We start from the raw sequence: 19,278 nt of genomic DNA on the forward strand, positions 1-19,278 counted from the left end.
TAAGCGATGCGCTGGCTGGTCCTGTGTGTCGCTATTTTGTGGTCGCAAGCCGTTTGGGCCGAGGGGCAGTTCTCTGAAAACTGGTCGGCGGTGTGTCGGTTGGGGACCGATACATCTGCGGGGTGTCAGGATATCCGGGCGCGTGAAATCCTAGATGCGTCTCAGGCCCCTTGGCGCGCGATTGGTCGAGTGAACTACGCCGGGCGGGATCAAAGATCACACTGTACGGGCGTTCTTATCTCAGAAAACCAGGTGCTGACGGCGGCGCATTGTCTCTACAATCGATCACGCAAACGCTGGATACCACCGGAGAGTATTCTGTTTGCTGCCGGGTACCAGCGGGGCGAGGCGGTCTCGGTTGCGCGGGCCGATGACTATATCTTGCCTGCAGGTCAGGATGTATCGGCCAGCTTCTCCGATCAACCCGAATTGGACTGGGGCATTCTGGTGCTGGACGCTCCGATCGGGGCCGAGGTCGGTTTCGTGAAACCGGCAAATCAAGAGGTCGAGGCAGGCTTCGTCGCGGGCTATCCGGGGCTGAGGCCTCATGTCTTGAGCCGGACAGAGACTTGCCCAATGCGCATATATGCAGGCCAAATGCTGCGTGGGATCTGCCCGGTGATGATGGGGGATTCCGGCGCGCCGCTGTTGGTGAATACCTCGGACGGACTGCGGGTTGTTGGTGTCCTGTCCCGCATCGCACCGACCCCCGAAGGGATCGACGCGTTGTTCGTCTCAGTGCTTGGAGTTCAGGTGCCGTAAGCAGGAACCGGGCCGATCACCTCGCCGACCGAGGCCAGCAGGATGTCGGCGATCACGTCCAGTTCCTCGCGCGTCAGGCGCACGGGCAGGCGCACGTCACAGGCTGTCATCAGCATGGCACGGGTTTGCGGCAGTTCGAATTGCTCAGGCAGGAACTGCCAGTTCCAGAAGGCGCGGGCATTGTCTTCGCTCATGCCAAAGACCTGAACTTTGACGCCGCGCGCCTCGGATGCGGCGGCAAAGGCGCGGATTTCATCCTCATCAATGCCGACCAGATTGAACTGAATCGAATCCGGCGCACGACGTTCGGGTGAAAGCGGGGCAGGGACGTCGATATAGTCCGAGCTGTTCAGACGTTCCGCTACATAATCGTGGTTCGCCAGCCCGTCGCGCACGCGGCGCGCCAGTTCTGGAATCTGAGGGCGGATCACTGCGGCGCTGAGGTTGCTCATCCGCAAGTTGTATAGCGGCAGTTTGTTCTGCCAGCGGGCAAAGGCCTGCTCGAGCTCGGGCGAGTTGTCGCCATGCGGAGTTTTGTGCTTCTTCCAGTTATGCTCATAGGCCCCTGACATGATCACGGTGCGGGCCACCAGATCGGCGTCGTCGGTGATCAAAATGCCACCTTCGCCGGCGTTGATCATCTTGTAGGACTGGAACGAGAAGCAGCCAATTTTGCCGATGGTGCCAATGTTGCGCCCATGCCAGGTCGTGCCCAGCGAATGGGCGGCATCTTCGATCACCGGGATATCGCGCGCGTCGCACAGCGCCATGATCGCATCCATATCCGAGGTATGGCCGCGCATATGGCTAATGATGACCGCCTGCACATCGTCCAGCTTGGCCTCGAAATCAGCCATGTCGATGCGGTAGTTCGGACCAACTTCGCACAGAACCGGAACGCAATCCGCATGCACGACCGACGATGGCACGGCAGCGAAGGTAAAGCCGGGGATCAGAACCCTTGCATCCCGCGGCAAGCCCAGCGCCTTCAGCGACAGAAACAGAGCAGCCGAGCAGGACGAAACGGCCAAAGCGTATTTCGTGCCCAGCAGGGCGGCGAACTCGGATTCCAGCAAAGCGACCGGAGCGTCCTGCGGTGCGGTGTAACGAAACAGGTCGCCTGACTGCATCAGGGCGTCGATTGCGTCTCGTGCGGCGGCGGGGATGGGTTCGGCGTCATGAACGTTGGGTGGCAGCGTCATATTTGGTTTTCCCGAATTCTAACTTTCACTTTATTAAATCAAGCGTGCTGCCCGTGCCAAGCCCCCAATCGCAAGATCGGCAAAATTTCACCAAATTGTCGTATTGAAGAGGGGGGTTAAATCCCCAGCCGATCCCGCATCGCGTACCATGTCATCGCCAGCGCCAGCAGAGGGTTCCGCAGGGCTGGACCACCGGGAAAGGGCAGGGCCGGGACGCGGGCCATGGTATCGAACCCTTCGGCCTGCCCTTGGATGGCCAATGCCATAAGCTGACCGGCATGCGTTGCCGTGCCGACGCCATGGCCGGAATAGCCAGAGGCAGACAGGATATTGGGCGCGACGCGCGTTAGGTAGGGCATCCGCCGCATGGTAATCGCCAGAGTACCGCCCCATGCGTAGTCGAGCCTGACGTCCCGCAGATGGGGAAAGATCTCGGTCATTGGTTTGCGCACGGTAGCGGAGATATCCGAAGGGAACCGGTAGCCATAGCTTTCGCCTCCGCCAAACAGCAGGCGTCCGTCAGCGCTGAGGCGGAAGTAATTCACCACGAATTTTGTATCTGCAACGGCGACATCCTGCGTCAGCACGCGCGCGGCCTCAGCCCCAAGCGGTTCTGTCGCGGCGATGAAGTTGTTGATCGGCATCACCCGCGCCGCGACCTGCCGGTTAAGCGTCCCAAGGTATCCGTTGCAGGCCAGAATGACGTGTCGGGCGCGGACCTTCCCGCCTTCGGTTAGAACAGTAGCCGGGTCGCCTTGTTCGATCCCTGTCACCTCGGTGCCTTCAAAAATACGCACGCCCGCGGCCTCAACAGCACAGGCCAGACCGAGCGCATAGTTCAACGGGTGCAGATGCGCCGCCCCCTTGTCCAGATACCCACCCTTGTAAGCGGGTGAGGGGCAGAGGGCTTGGCCTGCCTCTTCATCCAGCAGCTCGATCTGATCGTAGCCGTAGCGGTCCGACAAATGCGCGGCATGGGCGTGCAGATCGCTGCGCTCGGACGCTGAGAGGCCAAGGTTGGCGATGCCAGGCTTCAGGTCGCAGTCAATTTTGTGCTTTTCAATCAGCGATTTGACCAAGGCCTTCGCATCCTCGGCCAGATCCCAAAGCTTGGCAGCGTCGTCCTGTCCGACGAGGCTCTCCAGATCCTCTTGGTCCATGCGCTGGGCGCTGCCCAACTGGCCGCCATTGCGGCCTGACGCGCCAAAGCCCACTCGGTGCGCCTCAAGCAGGACAACGTCCATCCCGGCCTCGGCCAGATGCAGCGCTGCTGACAAACCCGTATAGCCACCACCGACGATACACACATCGGCGCGCGCTTCGCCCTTGAACTCAGGGAACCGCGCGAGCGGGTTGGAAGTGGCGGCATACCAGCTTGCCGGATACTCGGCTTTGCTATCGTTGGAATAGAGAAGGTTCATCTCTGGTGACCCCAAAAGGCTCAGACGTTCAGCAAGAGATGTTCCCGCTCCCACGGAGAGATCACCTGCAGGAACTCTTCATACTCGGCCCGTTTCACGATGCCATAGACGCGGGCGAACTCGGGGCCCAGAATCTCATGCAGTTCCTTAGCTCCGTCAAACAGGTCCAGAGCATTCCCCATCACCTGCGGGATATCCCCTTCGCCCTCATAGGCGTCACCGTAGAACTGACGACGTGGACGTTCCTGTTGGACCAGCCCCAGATAGCCACAGGCCAGTGACAGCGCGATCCCGAGATACGGGTTGCAATCCATCCCAGCGATACGGTTTTCCACGCGTCGCGCCTCAGGGCCGGACAGCGGCACCCGGATACCCGTGGTGCGATTGTCCCGCGCCCATTCCAGATTGATCGGCGCGGCATGGTCTTTTACGTAGCGGCGATACGAGTTCACATAGGGTGCCATTACGGCAAGACCGGCGGGCAGGTGGGTCTGCAGGCCCGCGATGAAGTGATAGAACGCGTCCGTCTCACCGCCTTGCGGACCGGAGAAAATGTTCTGGCCGGTCTCTATATCGATGATCGAATGATGGATATGCATGGCCGATCCCGGCTCATCCTCGATCGGTTTCGCCATGAAGGTCGCAAAGCAATTGTGACGCAGCGCGGCCTCGCGTATCAGGCGTTTGAAGTAGAAAACCTCGTCCGCCAGCTTCACTGGATTGCCGTGGCGCAGGTTGATCTCAAGCTGGCCTGCGCCGCCTTCCTGAGTGATCCCGTCGATCTCAAACCCCTGATGTTCGGCGAAGTCATAGATGTCGTCGATCACTGGGCCGAATTCGTCCACGGCCGTCATGGAATAGGCCTGACGCGCGGCGGCAGGACGGCCAGAGCGGCCCATCATCGGCTCAATCGACTGCGCCGGGTCAACGTTGCGGGCGACCAGAAAGAACTCCATCTCCGGGGCGACCACGGGCTTCCAGCCCTTGTCGTGATAGAGTTGCACGACACGCTTCAACACGTTGCGCGGGCTGTAGGGGATCGGATTGTCGTCTCGGTCATAGGCGTCGTGGATCACCTGCAACGTCCAGTCGCCGGTCCAAGGCGCAGCCGACGTGGTCGAGAAATCCGGCTTCAGGATCATGTCGCGTTCAATGAATCCGTCCTCACCGGCGGCTTCACCCCAGCCGCCCGTAATCGTCTGGTAGAAGATACTGTCAGGCAGGTGGAAATAGGATTGCCGCGCGAATTTCGATGCGGGAACGGCCTTGCCTCGGGCAATGCCCGGCAGGTCCGAAATGATGCACTCGACCTCATCCAGCCGATGTCCGGCGATGTAGTCCTGTGCGGCCTGAGGTGCTGCGTCTGTCCAATCGGCCATCAGGCCCTCGCTTTCTTCAGAAAATCCGCCATGATCTGCGCGATCCGGGCATTGTGATCCGGTGCTGTTTGTCTGTTCGCTGCGGCTTGCATGAGGTCATCAGGCACTAACCCTTTGCCCCGCGTGCGCATCAGGCCCGAGACGAAATCGTTGGTAAATTCAGGGTGGGCTTGCACGGTCCAGATCTGGTCACCATAGCGCAGCATGGCGTTTTGGCAGAAGTCGTTGCTGCCGATCACCTCGGCCCCGTCCGGCACGGCCACGACCTGATCCTGATGCCAGGCGTTCAGCCAGACGTTATCGCCATCGAAGTCATATTCGGTCCGCCCAACCGACCAACCACCTTGGTATTTTTCGACCTTGCCGCCCAGCGCCTGCGCGATGATCTGATGGCCAAAGCACACGCCTACCAGCGGCTTGCCGCTTTGATGAATCTGGCGGATCAGGTCCTCAAGCGGGGGAATCCATGGCAGATCCTCATAGGCCCCGTAGCGAGAGCCTGTGATCAGCCAGCCATCTGCGTCTTCTGCGCTGTCTGGGAAGATCCCGTCAACGACTGCGAAGGTTCTGAATTCAAACCCATGTCCGTCCAGCAACGCCGGAAACAAAGAGTCATAGTCCCCGAAGTCCTGCATGAGCGCATCAGGGGTGTGGCCAGTTTGTAGAATGCCGATTTTCATAAGTCACCGAATTTGATCAAATTCAGAAATACCCGAGAGCGGGCCGTCGGGCAAGGGGGTCACACGGCCTCGAGATAGCTTAGCCAGTGTTCGTCGTCGGGGCGGTCTGCAAAACGTGCAATTTCCTGCCGTTTGGTCATCGACAGATTGCGGACTAATTCCGATGGGAAAAGCCGGGTAATGATCGGGTCGCTCTCGAACAGGTCGATGGCGGCGGACCAATCGCCAGCCAGCTGAGGCAGGCCTTCAATCTCATAAGCGTTGCCCGAGATTGGGGCGGGGGGCACCATGCCGTCCTCGATGCCGACCATCGCCGCGCCCAGAATGGCACTGAGCATCAGGTAAGGATTGATGTCGCCGCCAGCCACGCGGTGTTCGATACGTCGGGCCGAGGGCGCTCCGCCCGGAATACGGATGGCGGCGGTTCGGTTTTCATAGGCCCAGCTTGCACCGGTGGGTGCATGAGCGCTGGGCACAAGCCGCGCGTATGAATTCCCATGAGGGGCAAAGATCAGAGTGCTAGCCGGCATGGCAGCAAGGCACCCGGCCACGGCTGAGCGCAGCAGGTCGGTGCCCTCGGGCCCGCCATCGTCGAAGATGTTCCGCCCATCTTGGTCCAGGACAGAGAAATGCACATGCATCCCGTTTCCCGCGTCCTCGACATATGGTTTCGACATGAAGGTCGCAGCAAAGCCGTGTTTTCGGGCCAAGCCGCGCGTCAAAGCCTTGAAAAGCCACGTATCATCGGCGCAGCGCATGGCGTCCTGATGATTGAGGTTGATCTCGAATTGACCGATACCGCTTTCGGATATTGCGGTTTGCGCGGGGATGCCCATTGCAGCGCACCCGTCATAGAGGTCGGTGAAGAATGCCTCGAACGCGTCCATTTCGGCGACGGACAGAACCGCCTCGTCCGTCAGGCGGCGGCCAGTGATCGGGTTGAAGGGTGCTAAGGGTTGGGGGCCGGACGCGTCGACAAGGGTGAATTCCAACTCGGTCGCCGCAACGACTGACCAGCCGCGCTGCGCGTAACGCGACAGCACAGAGGCTAGCGCATGGCGCGGGTCGCCTGAAAAGGGAACGCCGTCATCGTCATAAAGGCTCATGGGAACCAGAGCTGTTGAAGTCTCCAACCAAGGGACCGGAACGGGCCCGCGCTCGGTCGGGAGCAGGATGCCATCGGCGTCACCGGTTTCGAACACGAGGGGGCTTCCGTCGATATCCGCGCCCCATAGATCGACGTTCAACGCCGAGAATGGCATGCGCACGGCACCTTTGCTCAGCTTGTCGGCATAGGTAGGCGGGACGCGCTTGCCTCGCATCTGACCGTTCAGGTCGCAGGCGGCAACGCGGAAATTATGCAAGGCGTTCAGGTCCATTGGGGCGGTAGCTCCTCTCGGTTATCCGAGATGTAGCGAAGCCAAACGGCCTTGTCACGAAATTTGATCAAATTTCAGAGGTGGAAAAAGGCGTCGGCACAAATTGCGCCGACGCCACGTGTTTTAGGATCAGACGAAGGTTACGCCGTTTTCCGCCATGGGCAGGGTCGTGACCTTCACGCCCGAAAGAGCGCGAATGGCATTCGCCAGGGCCGGGGCGGACGGCGGTGTGCCCGGCTCGCCGACGCCCGTGGGCGCTTCGGCTGACGGAACTATATGGACGTCAATCGCCTGGATATCACCGATCCGCAGAGGCTCGTAATCCGGGAAGTTGAACTGGTCTACCGCGCCGCTGGTCAGCGTGATCTGGTCGCGCATGACGTGACCAATGCCATAGCCGACACCACCTTCGATCTGTGCTTTGACCACATCGGGGTTCACCGCGATGCCGCAATCAACGGCACAGGTGACTTTTTCGATGCGAACTCCGCTATCCAAATCGCCGGACACCTCGACTACTTCGGCCACATAAGAGCCAAAGGACTTGTGGACCGCGATCCCCTGCGCGCGCCCAGCTGGAGCGTTGCCCCATCCGGCCTTCTCAATCGCCAGTTTCAGAACTCCGGCCTTGCGGACCTGATCTGCGTTGCTGTCATCGCTCAGATGCGCCAGGCGGAACTCGACCGGGTCGCGACCGGCAGCCTCGGCGGCCAAGTCCATCATGGCTTCCATCGCATAGCCCGTGTGGGTGTGCCCGACCGAACGCCACCACAATACAGTCGTCGCTTTCGGTGTGTCCGTCAGACCCACGGCCATACCGGGGATGGCGTAGGGGCTGTCAGAAACCCCTTCGACCGAGCTGTGGTCGACACCGTCATGCACCAGAACGGCTTCAAACGGCGTACCTTTGATGACCGACTGACCGGCGATTTGATGGTGCCATCCGACGATGTTTCCTTCACTGTCCAGACCGACGCGCACTTTGTGGCCAAAGGCAGGTCGGTAGTAACCGCTGCGAATGTCATCTTCACGTGTCCACACCAGTTTGACTGGGCGAGAGCGGTCGGTGACCACGAAGGCCAACGCAGCCTCGACCTGATAATCCGCATCAGGTGTTGCGCGGCGGCCAAAGGACCCGCCTGCCAGCATCGTGTTGATATGGATCTTCTCGGCCGGAAGCTCGAAGATCTGCTGGTAGGCCATATGCGGGCCGGTTGGCATCTGCGCCCCATCATGCAGGACAATGTCGCCCTCTGCAGTCTGTTCGATTGTGCAGTTCAGGGGCTCCATTGGAGCATGGGCCAGAAGCGGGAAGTAGAAGGTCCGCTCAACCACAGTGTCGGCGCCGTCGATGGCGGCAGAGACGGCGGCAAAATCGGCCTTGTTGACGTTGTAGTTCGGCTCGGCATCAAGCGCGTCCATGATCTCGGCCTTGATCTGATCCGAGTCGCGTGTTTCCGCGCCCGACATATCCCATTCGACCTCAAGCGCATCACGCGCCTGAATCGCGGCCCAGGTGTTTTCCGCGTAGACGGCGACACCCGCTTGGTTGGGCAGAACCGCGGCACTGATGTAGCCTTTGACCTCTTTTGAGGCGCTATCGTCAAACCCTAGCGCAATTCCGCCTTTGGATTCGGGGCGTTTGATCATAGCGATCATCTGGTTGGGAAGGTGAACGTCCATGGCATACATGGCCTGACCATTGCCCTTGATCGCCGAATCCTTACGCCGAACGGCTTCGTTTCCGATCAGGCGGAACTCGGAGGGGTCCTTCAGGCGTGGCTCGGCCGGGGCGTCCAGCTGAGCTGCTGCGGCCACGAATTCGGCAATCGGAGCGGACTTGTCGCCGGATTTGACAATGCCTTCTTCGATTGTGATGCCCGACGCGTCGACACCCCAGCTTTGGGCCGCCGCATTTATCAGCATCTCGCGTGCTGCAGCACCGGCCTGACGGTATTGCAGCCACGAATTCGCCATCGCGGTCGACCCTCCAGTACCCTGGAACGGACCGAACAGCAGGTTGTTGTAGACGTTGGGATCAGAGGGCGCGAATTCGTATTCGATCTGGTCCATTGTCAGACCGATTTCTTCGGCGATCAGCGTGGGCAGGCCGGTCGCAGGGCCCTGACCCTTCTCAAAGTGTTTGACAATGGCGGTCACAGTGCCGTCGGCATCAATTTTCACGAAGGGGTTGAACTGAGCGGTCTCGGCTGAAGCAGCCGCCAGCGCGCCATCCGGACGTGCGCCAACCAGCAGGACCGCGCCAGCAGCAGCGGCGCCTTTCAAAAATCCACGGCGAGAGGTGTTGATGGTCATGGATCAGGCCTCCAGTATTTCAGATGCGCGCTGGATACCTGCGCGGATACGTTGATAGGTGGCACAGCGGCAGGCATTGCCGTACATGTACGCGTCGATTTCCTCTGCGCTGGGCTTGGGGTTCTCAGCCAGCAGGCCAACGGCCGACATCACCTGACCAGACTGGCAATAGCCGCACTGAACCACGTCCAACTCGACCCAGGCCTGTTGGACAGCTGCACCGATCTTGTCCTCACCGACGGCTTCGATTGTGGTGATCTCGGCATCTTCGACGTCTTCGATATAGGTCTGGCACGAGCGGACGGGCTCGCCATTAAGATGCACGGTGCAGGCGCCGCAAGACGCGACACCGCAGCCGAATTTGGTTCCGGTGAGCTTTAGCTCATCCCGGATCACCCAGAGCAGGGGCGTGCCGGGTTCGGCGTCGACTGTATGCGTCTCGCCGTTCAGTTTCAGATTGATGGCCATGAGGGGACACTCCGTGTTGGCTTGCTACCTGAGTCGGTAAACTGGCGGGTTTACATGTGGCACAGAAAGTCGCGCCTGTAAACTCCCGCGTTTACCTAGTATTTGACCCGGCGCGGTCAATGGGTCTATAGCAATGACATGAATGAGATCAGCGCGCCCAATGCGTCCAAATATGCACAGATCATCGAAGCTGCCGTGGCCGAATTCCAGGAAAAGGGGTTCGCGGCGGCCAGCATGGATCGTATTTCGCGCCAGGCCGAGGTGTCCAAGCGGACGCTTTATAAGTATTTCGAAAGCAAGGAAAATCTGTTCCGATCAATCGTGGCGGAACTGTCCAGCCGCTTTGCGGAAGTGTTGGAGATCAGGTACGAAAAAGGGCGCGATGTTCGCGAGCAACTGACTGAGCTGGCCTGGGCCGAGGGGCGAATTCTGATGCTGCCGGATGTGATGGCCATGTCCCGCATGGTGATCAGCGAAATCCTGCGCAACCCGACCTTGGCCGAGCAAGCGCAGGGCAAGCTGGACAAGACGGCCTCATTCATCGACATGCTGCGCGAGGCCGCTGCGGACGGGCAATTGAAGATCGACGACCCCGAACAGGCCGGTCGTGAATTCATCGGCCTGATCAAGGCGCGGGCGTTCTGGCCGCTGTTGTTCTCGGGCACGGTTCTCAGCCATCAGGAAATGGCGGATACGATCAACAACAGCGTCGAGATGATGATGCGCAGATACGGCCCGGATACCGCGCAGCGTTCAGTGCCATAGGGCGGTCAAACCCGTCCCTACATGCCGTTGCGCGGGATCACGTGATTCCATTCCGTTTTGAAGAACAGCGTGTCTCCGTCCCAGCATTCGACCGTAGCGTTCAGCACGAAATCGGTCGCAGTGGCCGTCTGCTGAGACCAGGTCTTGATACGTGCATCCCAGTCTCCACGCTCAAAGCGGGTTTCCTGCCGCATGGTCGCGACCGCGGATAGGGGATCATCAGGCAGGATGGAGTAGATCCGCTCGGACGTGTCGGAAATCTCGGTCCCTGTTTCCAGCACCTTCTTCGCTGATGGGCCCATGACGCCGCCACCGATGAAGACGCGTTCCGTCAGTCTGCCAGTGTGGGTGTCTCGAGTCAGCGTCGTCTCGGACCCGCCCTGACCTCTGGTCGAGGTCTCGGGCACCGATCCCGGGGCCGGAACCGGAAGGTCCCGAGGCGCCGGCGCATCTGGTGCATTGGTGCGAACGGGCAACGACAAGGCCGAGTAGCCGGGCACGACAGTCGCGCAAACCGGATTCGGGGCGGGCCACAAGATGGGCCAATAGGCGGTCGCAAGCTGCACCATGATCCGGTGACCGACAGGAACGTTGTAGCCGATGGCGTGCAATTGGATCGAGATCTCCATCTCTTCTCCTGGCACGACCGGGGTTGGTTCCGTGTCACTTTCGCGGTGCATCAGGTTAAAGAACCCGCGCGAGATCAGGGTCTGCGCGCCGTCGGGGGCTTCATCAATCAGCAGGGCAGCGACAAAGGCCTGAGGCTGGTCGACACTGACCCGCAGCGCGACTTCAGGTTGGCCCAGAATGTCCAACGATGACTCCAACTTGTCACTGCGGAACACCATCGCCCCGGCGGCATCGATCCGACAATCCAAAGGCAAATCGCCCGGAATGCCAAAGGAACACATGACCCCACCGGCCGAGCCGAACGTCTGCGGCGAGGTGATCTGCATCGGCGCGCCTGTCTGCGCCTGAGCGTCCAGCGACCCCGCGTTCAGCCAATAGGTTTCGTTCGACACATTGGGCGAGGGCCAACTGCGCTCCTCGACCCAGCGCCCAAGGCGGTGCGTTTGCGTTCCAGCGGGGCGCATGCTGTCCATCATGTATAGGTGCAGCGGTGGCTCGTCCAGAATCCCGGTGTCGATCCCCTTCAGCCAATAGTCCCAGAACCGCAGGACCTCGGCGATGAAATCGACCTGAGGGGTGGGCTTGCCCTCATGCGGGTAGAGGTGCGACCACGGGCCCATCATCACCTTGACCGGCACATTCAGGTGTTCCGAGATCCGGAACGGCGTGTCGCGATACAGATCGGCCCAGCCGCCGAAATAGTAGACGGGCACATTGATTGCGTCATAGTCCTCGCAGATTGAGCCGCGCCGCCACATTTCGTCAGGGGTCTGATGTTCCAGCCACATGGCGGGCCAGAACTCCATCGCCTCAAGCCGTTCACGCCAGAGGTCGCGCCACTTGTCCTCGCCCACGATTTCAGGGTCGGGCGGGAAGGCGTTCAACAATTGCATGATCGAGCCCCACCAGAAATTGTCGCCAGCCAGGACGCCTCCGTAGAAATGGATGTCTTCGCGCCAGCGGTCGTCGCAGCCCATCACCGGCGCGATGGCTTTCAGCGCAGGGGGGCGTTTGGCGGCCACCTGAAATGAGTTGTAGGCCCCCCAGCTTTTGCCAAACATACCGACATTGCCGTCGCACCACGGCTGTTCGGCCAGCCACGCGATGACATCAACGCCGTCCTGCGTTTCCTGGTGCGAGTATTCATCCTCGGCCAGCCCACCGCTATCGCCGTTGCCGCGAATATCGACCCGGATGGAGGCATAGCCCGCCTCGGCAAAGCGCGGATGCATGGTTTCATCGCGAAGGCGCGTGCGGTCTCGGCGACGATAAGGGATGTATTCCAACAGGCAGGGTACCGGATTCTCGTGCGCATTGGGCGGCAACCACAGACGCGCGGCTAATTGCGTGCCGTCGGGCATCGGAATCCAGATGGTTTCGATCACCTCTACGCTATTCATTGCCGGGTCCTTCCTGTTGTTTTGGCTTGTGTTTCTCTCAAGCACCTGTGTCGCGTCGCCGCGTTTGGTCGTATGAAACGCACAACCCGTTCAGCGCGCAAGCGAATAGGAGGCTTCGGGCCGCAAAATGTGACTCAAGTTTGCCGTTCCGCTGTGATAGCCACACGCAGGCACAGACCGGGATTTGTCAGGTGACAGAGAATAACGTGAAGAACTTGGACCGAGCAGCGCGCTTAAGCGTGGCGCCCATGATGGATTGGACCGACCGTCATTGCCGATTTCTGCATCGTCTGCTGAGTGAGCAGGTGTTGCTTTACACCGAGATGGTTACCGCGCCCGCGCTGGTGCGCGGTGGGGCGTTGTATCTGTTGGACTATAGCCCGCAGGAACATCCCGTTGCGCTGCAGCTTGGCGGTTCGGACCCCGAGGAACTGGCGCATGCGGCCCGGCTAGGGGCCGAGGCCGGGTATGATGAGATCAACCTGAATTGTGGCTGCCCCTCGGACCGGGTGCAATCGGGCACGTTTGGGGCTGTGTTGATGAAAGACCCTGCGCGGGTCGCCGACTGCGTTGCCGCTATGGGTGAGGCCGTCTCGGTCGACGTGACCGTCAAATGCCGGATTGGTGTGGATGAGCAGGAACCGCGCGACGTGCTGCCGGACTTTCTGGACAAGATACAGAAGGCCGGGTGCAGACGGGTCACGATCCACGCGCGCAAGGCGTGGCTGCAGGGGCTAAGCCCGAAAGAGAACCGCGATATCCCCCCGCTGCACTATGACCTCGTACATCAGATGAAGGTCGATTTCGCGGATATCCATATCTCGATCAATGGCGGCATCACCTCGTTGGACGAGGCGCAGACGCATCTGGATGCCGGGCTGGACGGGGTGATGATTGGACGGGCAGCCTATCATCAGCCTTCTGACATCCTCTCCGAAGCGGATATGCGAATTTACCAGAGCGGCAACGCTCGGGACCCGATCGAGGTGGCCCGGCAAATGGTGCCCTATATCGAGCAGCACCTTGTCAACGGAGGGCGTTTGCACCAGATCACGCGGCATATGCTCGGCCTCTTTGCCGGTCGCCCTGGTGCACGGGCCTGGCGGCGCGCGCTGTCGGAAGGGGCGGTGCGGGATGGCGCAGGGCCCGAAGTGATGCTGAAGGCGCTCGATCACGTGGCGCCTCTGGCCGAGGTTTGAACGAATGAAGCCCGGTCTCTGACCGGTTTGGGGGGAAGATGCCCGAGACGATGTTGCTGGCCCAGATGCTGGGCCTTTTGCTTGTAATTGGCGCACTTGCGGGCGTTCTGGCGGGGCTGCTTGGCGTTGGCGGAGGCATCGTGCTTGTGCCCGCGTTTTTCTATGCGTTCCAAACGCTTGGATATGGTGGGCCGCAGTTGATGCAGCTGTGTCTGGCGACCTCGCTGGCGACGATCATCGTAACCTCGATCCGGTCGGTGCTGGCCCACAACAAGAAGGGCGCCGTGGATTGGCAGATCCTGCGTGGATGGGGGGCGGGTATTGTCGTGGGGGCGATTATTGGCGTGCTGGTCGCCTCGGCCCTGCGGACAGAGGCCCTGCAGGCGCTGTTCGGCGTTTTGGGCATGGTGATTGGTGCGTATCTGGGTTTTGGCCGTTCGGAATGGCGCTTGGGGGATGCGATGCCCAAGGGGATCAAGCGCGCGGTTCTTTCCCCATCCGTAGGCTTCCTGTCGGTACTTATGGGAATCGGTGGTGGCAGTTTCGGCGTCCCCCTCATGAGCCTCTACAACACGCCCATCCACCGGGCCGTGGCAACGGCTGCAGGGTTCGGAGTGATCATCGCCGTGCCGTCGGTGCTGGGTTTTCTCTTTCTGGAGATTGCCCCTGAACACAGGCCTCCGCTGACGATCGGGGCCGTGAACCTGGTGGCCTTCGGGATAGTAGTCGCGATGACGATGATCACCGCCCCGTGGGGCGTTAAACTCGCTCATGCGATGGATCCGAAGCCACTCAAGAGGGTCTTTGCGCTGTTCCTGACACTGGTCGCTCTGAACATGCTGCGGAAGGCTTTGGGATGGTAGAGGATTTCTGGGCGAAGGGTTGGGTCAAATTTCCGTTCGACCCGGCTCTGGCCGAATGGGTTGGGCAGGTTTTGCCCGCCGCTCAGCAGTCGGTCACGGCGCCTGAGCATGCCGAATGGCTAGATTGTGAAGGCACGTGGTTTGTCGGGGTCGATGCCTTGCCCAACAATGAACTAGGGCAGGTTGGGTCGTCAAAACCGCTGTCCGGGATGGCCATGGATTTCATCTCCGTGCACTTGGGCAGCCTGCCGCTGCATCCGGGGCAAGTGTCGATCATCTATCCGGGGTATCCCCGCCCTCGGAAGGGTGAAAGCGAGGCTGCCGGGCGCTACAGGCGCAACCGTGACGCGGCCCATGTGGATGGGTTGCGACCTATGGGTCCGGATCGCCGCCGTCGCGTGGATGAACCGCATGCGTGGATTTTGGGCATTCCCCTGTCGGAAGCCAGCCCCGATGCCTCGCCCATGGTGTTGTGGGAAGGTAGCCATATTCCCATGGGCAAGGCCTTCAGAGCGGCTTTTGCGGATCAGTCCCAGACCGATCTGCGTCAAGTCGACATCACCGATATATATCAGGCGACCCGCCGCGAGGTCTTCGAGACCTGCCCAAGGATCGAATTGCCTGCCAAACCCGGCGAGGCCTATCTGCTGCACCGCCATTGCCTTCACGGAGTCGCGCCATGGCCAGATGGGGCGACCGCCGGGCCGGATGGACGGATGATTGCCTATTTCCGCCCCGAATGCGCCAACGGCGTCGCGGAATGGATTGAAACACGCTGATGTCTCGTGAGGGAAACGGTTCCCCCGAACTACCCCAGCAGACCACGCCCACATCTGCCCGTTTCGCAACTTGTGGGCTTCAAAACCCGACCTGTCACGAAAAATGACGTAAGGTCACTTTGCGATAAGTTTATTGATTGCTGAGTCAATGAATATACAACGGAAGGCGTTTTCTTCGTCGTTCCGGCTGAAAACTCTTTAGCCAGACCGTGCCGCTGCGGGTCGCCACTCACTCACGGAACCGGCTTTCGCCTCGCATTTTTCGAGGCGTGCGTCCGGCCCGCAGCAGGCACACTTAATTGATTGGTTCTTAATGTCTTTCAAAAGCTTTCTACGACGCTTTTCCAAGCTGCAAGATCACGCGCAACCCGTGACTGTCGATACCAAGATGGAACGGCCTGCAAAACATCCAAGAACCAGCCGGTCCGAATACTCAGACCTGTTCAAGGATGAACTCGCGACCCGACAACAGGGCAGGTGTGACAAATCAAAGGATGAAACCAGCCCGGTGGACTGAGCGGTCAGCTTTTCAGGCGGGCCGAACGCCCGCCGCGCCGTTTGGCAAGGCGTGGTTTGCGGGCGGGCAGAGCCTCCATGATTTCGGCGCGTTCGCTGCTGTCCATGCGGGACCAACGCGCGATCTCATCAAGGGTGCGGTAACAGCCGGTGCAAATCTGTTCTGTCGGGTGGACAACACAGATTCGTACACAGGGGCTTTCGACCTCATCGCGCTGCCAAACCATGTTCGTCATTCGTGGTCTCCGACCCGTTACAAAAAGCGCAGCCTGTCCAGCGCTCCCTGCAAGATATACCCTGCTGCAACGTGATCAATAACCTGTCCGCGACGTTTTCGTGTCGTATCCGCCTCTAAAAGTGCCTTTTCTGCCGCAACTGTGCTCAGACGCTCGTCCCAAAAGCCGATGGGGCAGTCGGTCAGACGGGTTAAGTTGCGGGCAAAGGCACGGGTAGATTGGCAACGGGGGCCTTCGGAACCGTCCATGTTTTTTGGTAGCCCGAGGATGACGCCGCCTATCTCGCGATCCTTGATCAACTCAAGCAAGCGCGCGGAATCGACGGTGAATTTCTTGCGGCGCACGGTCTCCAGAGGGCTGGCCACCCCGCGCATCCGGTCCGAGACCGCCACGCCGATGGTCTTTTCACCCAGATCCAGCCCCATAAGCGCCGTCATCGGCGACAGGGAAGCGGCGAAACCCTCAAAATCGTCGTGGATCATTGGGCAATACCGGCTTGCAGGGCGGCTGCGTCGATCATCTCAAGCGCCTCGGGGTTGTCGGCAAAGAGGATCTCGGCTTCGTCGCGAATATCTATTGCACGCTGGGCCTGACCCAAAACGCCAAGCGCCGCGATCAGGCGCGCCCAGTCCTGAGGAGGACCGCCCTCAGTCGCCAGGCGATCAGACAGACGGTCAACCATGCCTTGGATCATCTCTTGCCGTTCTTCCGGGGTTATCTCGGCTGCGGCGGCGACATCGTCCTGACTTGGGCCGGGCTGCCCCAATGAGCTGGGGTCTGGGCCGTTGAAAACCCCCGCGCGAAAGGCAAGCTCATCCAATTGGGCGCGAATGGCATCACCCCAAGGAGCGCCCGCTGGCGCATCCCGCGCGGTGTCGACCCAGACACGATAGGCGAGGTCTGGACGCCCGGTCTGGGCCAGCATTTGCCCCCAGTAGTAGCGCGCCGGGCCGTGTCGGGGATCACGTTCAAGCGCGGCGGCCAGAACTTGCTCAGCCTCGGGCGAGATGTAGCCGCCTGCTGCAAGGATCATCTTTTCGGCCAGATCCGAGTAGTCATCGGCTGTTGCAGCCTGACCCGAAAGCTCTATGACGCGTTGCTGCGCGGCATAAGCGGCCTTGAAGTTGCCCGCATTGGCTTCGTGCTGTGTCAGCAGGATATGCCCTTGCAGGTCATTCGGCCGGGCCGCCACGGTGTCGCGCAGTTGCTGGAGCAGCGTTGCGTAGCTTTCTTCCAGTTGTCGCGGCTGCGGCGGGGTGGCAAGGGCTTCGGCCGCTTCTTGCGCTGGGCGGTTTGTCCGGACCTCCTCGGCCAGTGCCAGCCGTGCTGTCAGCGGTTGATCGGGCAAGCCGACAGCACCGGTTCGGTAATACACCGCCAGCGCGCCGCCGATCACGATCAGCATTACGATCGCGATGGTGACGACGGAAACCCCACGCGACGGGCCTGAGGTTGCCCGGTCGCCCTGCATCTGGGCGTCTGCTGCCAGAATGCGGCGTGAGATCTCGGTGCGGACCCTTTCGGCATCGGCTTCGCCAATGACACCACGGGCCAGATCACGGTCCACACCGGCCAGTTGTTCGCGGTAGACGCGCAGATCGTAGGCTGCGGTTGGCTCGTCCGCGCGGCGGCCGCGCAAAAGCGTGTAGCCGAGGAACCCTGCGACCAGCAGCGCGATCAGACATGAAATGACCCAGAACGTCATGCTCTCTCCTGAAATTCTGCCCTGACTTAGACCTGCGGGCCGCCTAAAAAAAGGGACAAATGGCCGCGAATGTGCCACATGTCGCAATAGTGCTATATTGCGGCGTTGACCGGCGTGGATATACCCGGTCGACGCGGCATACCTGCGCCAATCACCGAACCGGATGGATTCGCTTATGAAACACTATTCAGCCTTTGCTGTCGCGCGCGAAGCGTTGCGCTATCACACCGGATGGGAGCGCGCATGGCGCTCGCCCGAGCCAAAGAAAAAATACGACGTCATCATCGTCGGTGCCGGGGGGCATGGTCTGGCGACCGCCTACTACCTTGGTAAAAACTACGGCATCCAGAACGTCGCCATCATCGAAAAAGGATGGCTGGGCGGCGGGAACACGGGCCGGAACACGACCATCATCCGGTCGAACTACCTGCAGGATCCTTCAGCGGCGCTCTATGAAAAGGCGCGGGGCCTCTATGAGGACCTGAGTCAGGACCTGAACTATAACATCATGTTCAGCCCGCGCGGCGTGATCATGCTGGCGCAGACCCAGCACGAAATTCGCGGCTACCAGCGCACGGCGCATGCCAACGCGCTGCAGGGCGTGAAGACCGAGTGGATCGGACCCGAACGCGTGAAAGAGCTGGTGCCGATCATCAATCTGGACGGTCCGCGCTATCCGGTTCTGGGTGGCCTTTGGCAGGAACGCGGCGGCACTGCGCGTCACGATGCAGTGGCTTGGGGCTATGCACGCGCCTGTTCGGCCATGGGCATGGACATCATTCAGAAATGCGAAGTCACCGGCGTACGCTCGGACAATGGTCGCGTTGTTGGCGTTGATACAACCAAGGGCGCGATCGACTGCGACAAGCTGGGGATCGTGGTTGCGGGCCATTCCGGACAGCTGGCCGAGATGGCAGGCTTCCGCTTGCCGCTGGAAGCCGTTGCGCTGCAGGCCCTGGTGTCCGAGCCGATCAAGCCCTGCATGGACGTGGTCGTGATGGCCAACACTGTTCACGGCTACATGTCGCAGTCCGACAAGGGCGAGATGGTGATCGGCGGCGGTACCGACGGGTTCAACAACTTCACCCAGCGTGGCAGCTTCCATCACATCGAGGAAACCGTCCGCGCACTGGTCGAGACCTTCCCAATGATCTCGCGCCTGAAAATGCTGCGTCAGTGGGGCGGGATTGTGGATATGACCGGCGACCGGTCTCCGATCCTGTCGAAAACGCCGCTTCAGGGCTGTTTCATCAACGCAGGTTGGGGAACCGGTGGCTTCAAGGCCATTCCGGGCTCGGGCTGGGGTATGGCACAGCTGATGGCGACAGGTCATTCACCACTGACCGAGGCCTTCTCGATGGACCGCTTCAAAGAGGGTCGCTTCATCGACGAAAGCGTCGCCGCCGGGGTGGCGCACTGATGGTTAAACCGGAAACATGCTTTCGGTTGGGGTTAACGATCATGCCCGTTGTCACCCATTACACCGTTTCGGATTGCCTCCGCTCGGTCGTACCCGCTGCCGGGCGAATGCGGCGTATGAGTTTGTTCCAATGGCTTTTTGTGAGTTTGTCTTCTCAA

At 60.5% G+C, this 19,278-nt stretch carries 17 protein-coding genes; 6 read left to right on the top strand and 11 right to left on the bottom strand.

The features are described from left to right. Positions 1-6 precede the first annotated feature (6 nt). Positions 7-762, top strand: a complete 756-nt coding sequence (locus ACR0IP_RS00570) for a trypsin-like serine peptidase (protein WP_480523207.1) — start codon at positions 7-9, stop codon at positions 760-762. Here the strand turns inward: ACR0IP_RS00570 and ACR0IP_RS00575 are convergent. From ACR0IP_RS00575 to ACR0IP_RS00605, 7 genes are all read right to left on the bottom strand, one after another. Then, entirely contained in the window at positions 750-1,964 is a 1,215-nt protein-coding gene (locus ACR0IP_RS00575) for a DegT/DnrJ/EryC1/StrS family aminotransferase (RefSeq protein WP_480523209.1), read from the bottom strand. The two genes, ACR0IP_RS00570 and ACR0IP_RS00575, sit on opposite strands and share 13 nt — an antisense overlap. A 116-nt stretch (positions 1,965-2,080) precedes the next feature. Continuing rightward, positions 2,081-3,385, bottom strand: a complete 1,305-nt coding sequence (locus ACR0IP_RS00580) for an NAD(P)/FAD-dependent oxidoreductase (RefSeq protein WP_480523211.1) — start codon at positions 3,383-3,385, stop codon at positions 2,081-2,083. A 20-nt stretch (positions 3,386-3,405) separates the two neighbouring features. Next, the gene (locus ACR0IP_RS00585; protein ID WP_480523213.1) at positions 3,406-4,764 is read right to left on the bottom strand and encodes a glutamine synthetase family protein; all 1,359 of its coding nucleotides are present in this window, start codon (positions 4,762-4,764) and stop codon (positions 3,406-3,408) included. Next, the gene (locus tag ACR0IP_RS00590; RefSeq protein WP_480523215.1) at positions 4,764-5,444 is read right to left on the bottom strand and encodes a type 1 glutamine amidotransferase; all 681 of its coding nucleotides are present in this window, start codon (positions 5,442-5,444) and stop codon (positions 4,764-4,766) included. Before ACR0IP_RS00590 ends, ACR0IP_RS00585 begins: the two co-directional genes overlap by 1 nt. A gap of 59 nt (positions 5,445-5,503) precedes the next feature. Then, the gene (locus ACR0IP_RS00595; RefSeq protein ID WP_480523217.1) at positions 5,504-6,823 is read right to left on the bottom strand and encodes a glutamine synthetase family protein; all 1,320 of its coding nucleotides are present in this window, start codon (positions 6,821-6,823) and stop codon (positions 5,504-5,506) included. Between the two features lie 129 nt (positions 6,824-6,952). Beyond that, positions 6,953-9,139, bottom strand: a complete 2,187-nt coding sequence (locus ACR0IP_RS00600) for a xanthine dehydrogenase family protein molybdopterin-binding subunit (protein WP_480523219.1) — start codon at positions 9,137-9,139, stop codon at positions 6,953-6,955. Between the two features lie 3 nt (positions 9,140-9,142). Next, positions 9,143-9,607 (bottom strand): (2Fe-2S)-binding protein, encoded by a 465-nt coding sequence (locus tag ACR0IP_RS00605; RefSeq protein ID WP_170374105.1) that lies wholly within the window; start codon positions 9,605-9,607, stop codon positions 9,143-9,145. Positions 9,608-9,745: 138 nt separating this feature from the next. On the opposite strand from ACR0IP_RS00605, the gene ACR0IP_RS00610 reads away from it, so the two are divergent. Beyond that, positions 9,746-10,372, top strand: coding sequence for a TetR/AcrR family transcriptional regulator (locus ACR0IP_RS00610; RefSeq protein ID WP_480523221.1), 627 nt, complete (start codon positions 9,746-9,748; stop codon positions 10,370-10,372). 17 nt (positions 10,373-10,389) lie between these two features. Here ACR0IP_RS00610 and ACR0IP_RS00615 read toward each other — a convergent pair whose 3' ends face one another. Further along, positions 10,390-12,402, bottom strand: a complete 2,013-nt coding sequence (locus ACR0IP_RS00615) for a CocE/NonD family hydrolase (protein ID WP_480523223.1) — start codon at positions 12,400-12,402, stop codon at positions 10,390-10,392. A 206-nt stretch (positions 12,403-12,608) separates the two neighbouring features. Between ACR0IP_RS00615 and dusA the strand changes: the two genes are divergently transcribed. Genes dusA through ACR0IP_RS00630 form a run of 3 tightly spaced genes read left to right on the top strand, consistent with a single transcriptional unit; the run spans position 12,609 to position 15,243 of the window. Then, a complete protein-coding gene (dusA, locus tag ACR0IP_RS00620; protein ID WP_480523225.1) occupies positions 12,609-13,601 on the top strand; it encodes a tRNA dihydrouridine(20/20a) synthase DusA in 993 nt (330 codons plus the stop codon). A 38-nt stretch (positions 13,602-13,639) separates the two neighbouring features. Further along, entirely contained in the window at positions 13,640-14,464 is an 825-nt protein-coding gene (locus ACR0IP_RS00625; protein ID WP_170640876.1) for a sulfite exporter TauE/SafE family protein, read from the top strand. Continuing rightward, entirely contained in the window at positions 14,458-15,243 is a 786-nt protein-coding gene (locus ACR0IP_RS00630; RefSeq protein WP_480523228.1) for a hypothetical protein, read from the top strand. Before ACR0IP_RS00625 ends, ACR0IP_RS00630 begins: the two co-directional genes overlap by 7 nt. Positions 15,244-15,764: 521 nt before the next feature. Here the strand turns inward: ACR0IP_RS00630 and ACR0IP_RS00635 are convergent. Genes ACR0IP_RS00635 through ccmI form a run of 3 tightly spaced genes read right to left on the bottom strand, consistent with a single transcriptional unit; the run spans position 15,765 to position 17,700 of the window. After that, on the bottom strand, positions 15,765-15,995 hold the full coding sequence (locus ACR0IP_RS00635; RefSeq protein ID WP_170374099.1) for a DUF1289 domain-containing protein: 231 nt from the start codon (positions 15,993-15,995) through the stop codon (positions 15,765-15,767). Positions 15,996-16,012: 17 nt separating this feature from the next. Beyond that, positions 16,013-16,477 carry a Holliday junction resolvase RuvX gene (gene ruvX, locus ACR0IP_RS00640; protein ID WP_170374098.1) on the bottom strand — a complete coding sequence of 155 codons (465 nt, stop codon included), beginning with the start codon at positions 16,475-16,477 and terminating at the stop codon, positions 16,013-16,015. Continuing rightward, on the bottom strand, positions 16,474-17,700 hold the full coding sequence (gene ccmI / locus ACR0IP_RS00645) for a c-type cytochrome biogenesis protein CcmI (protein WP_170688899.1): 1,227 nt from the start codon (positions 17,698-17,700) through the stop codon (positions 16,474-16,476). Before ccmI ends, ruvX begins: the two co-directional genes overlap by 4 nt. Before the next feature lie 175 nt (positions 17,701-17,875). On the opposite strand from ccmI, the gene ACR0IP_RS00650 reads away from it, so the two are divergent. Continuing rightward, positions 17,876-19,120, top strand: a complete 1,245-nt coding sequence (locus ACR0IP_RS00650) for a sarcosine oxidase subunit beta family protein (RefSeq protein WP_170374096.1) — start codon at positions 17,876-17,878, stop codon at positions 19,118-19,120. Positions 19,121-19,278 lie beyond the last annotated feature (158 nt).

Source organism: Ruegeria sp. AL11 (assembly GCF_056540865.1).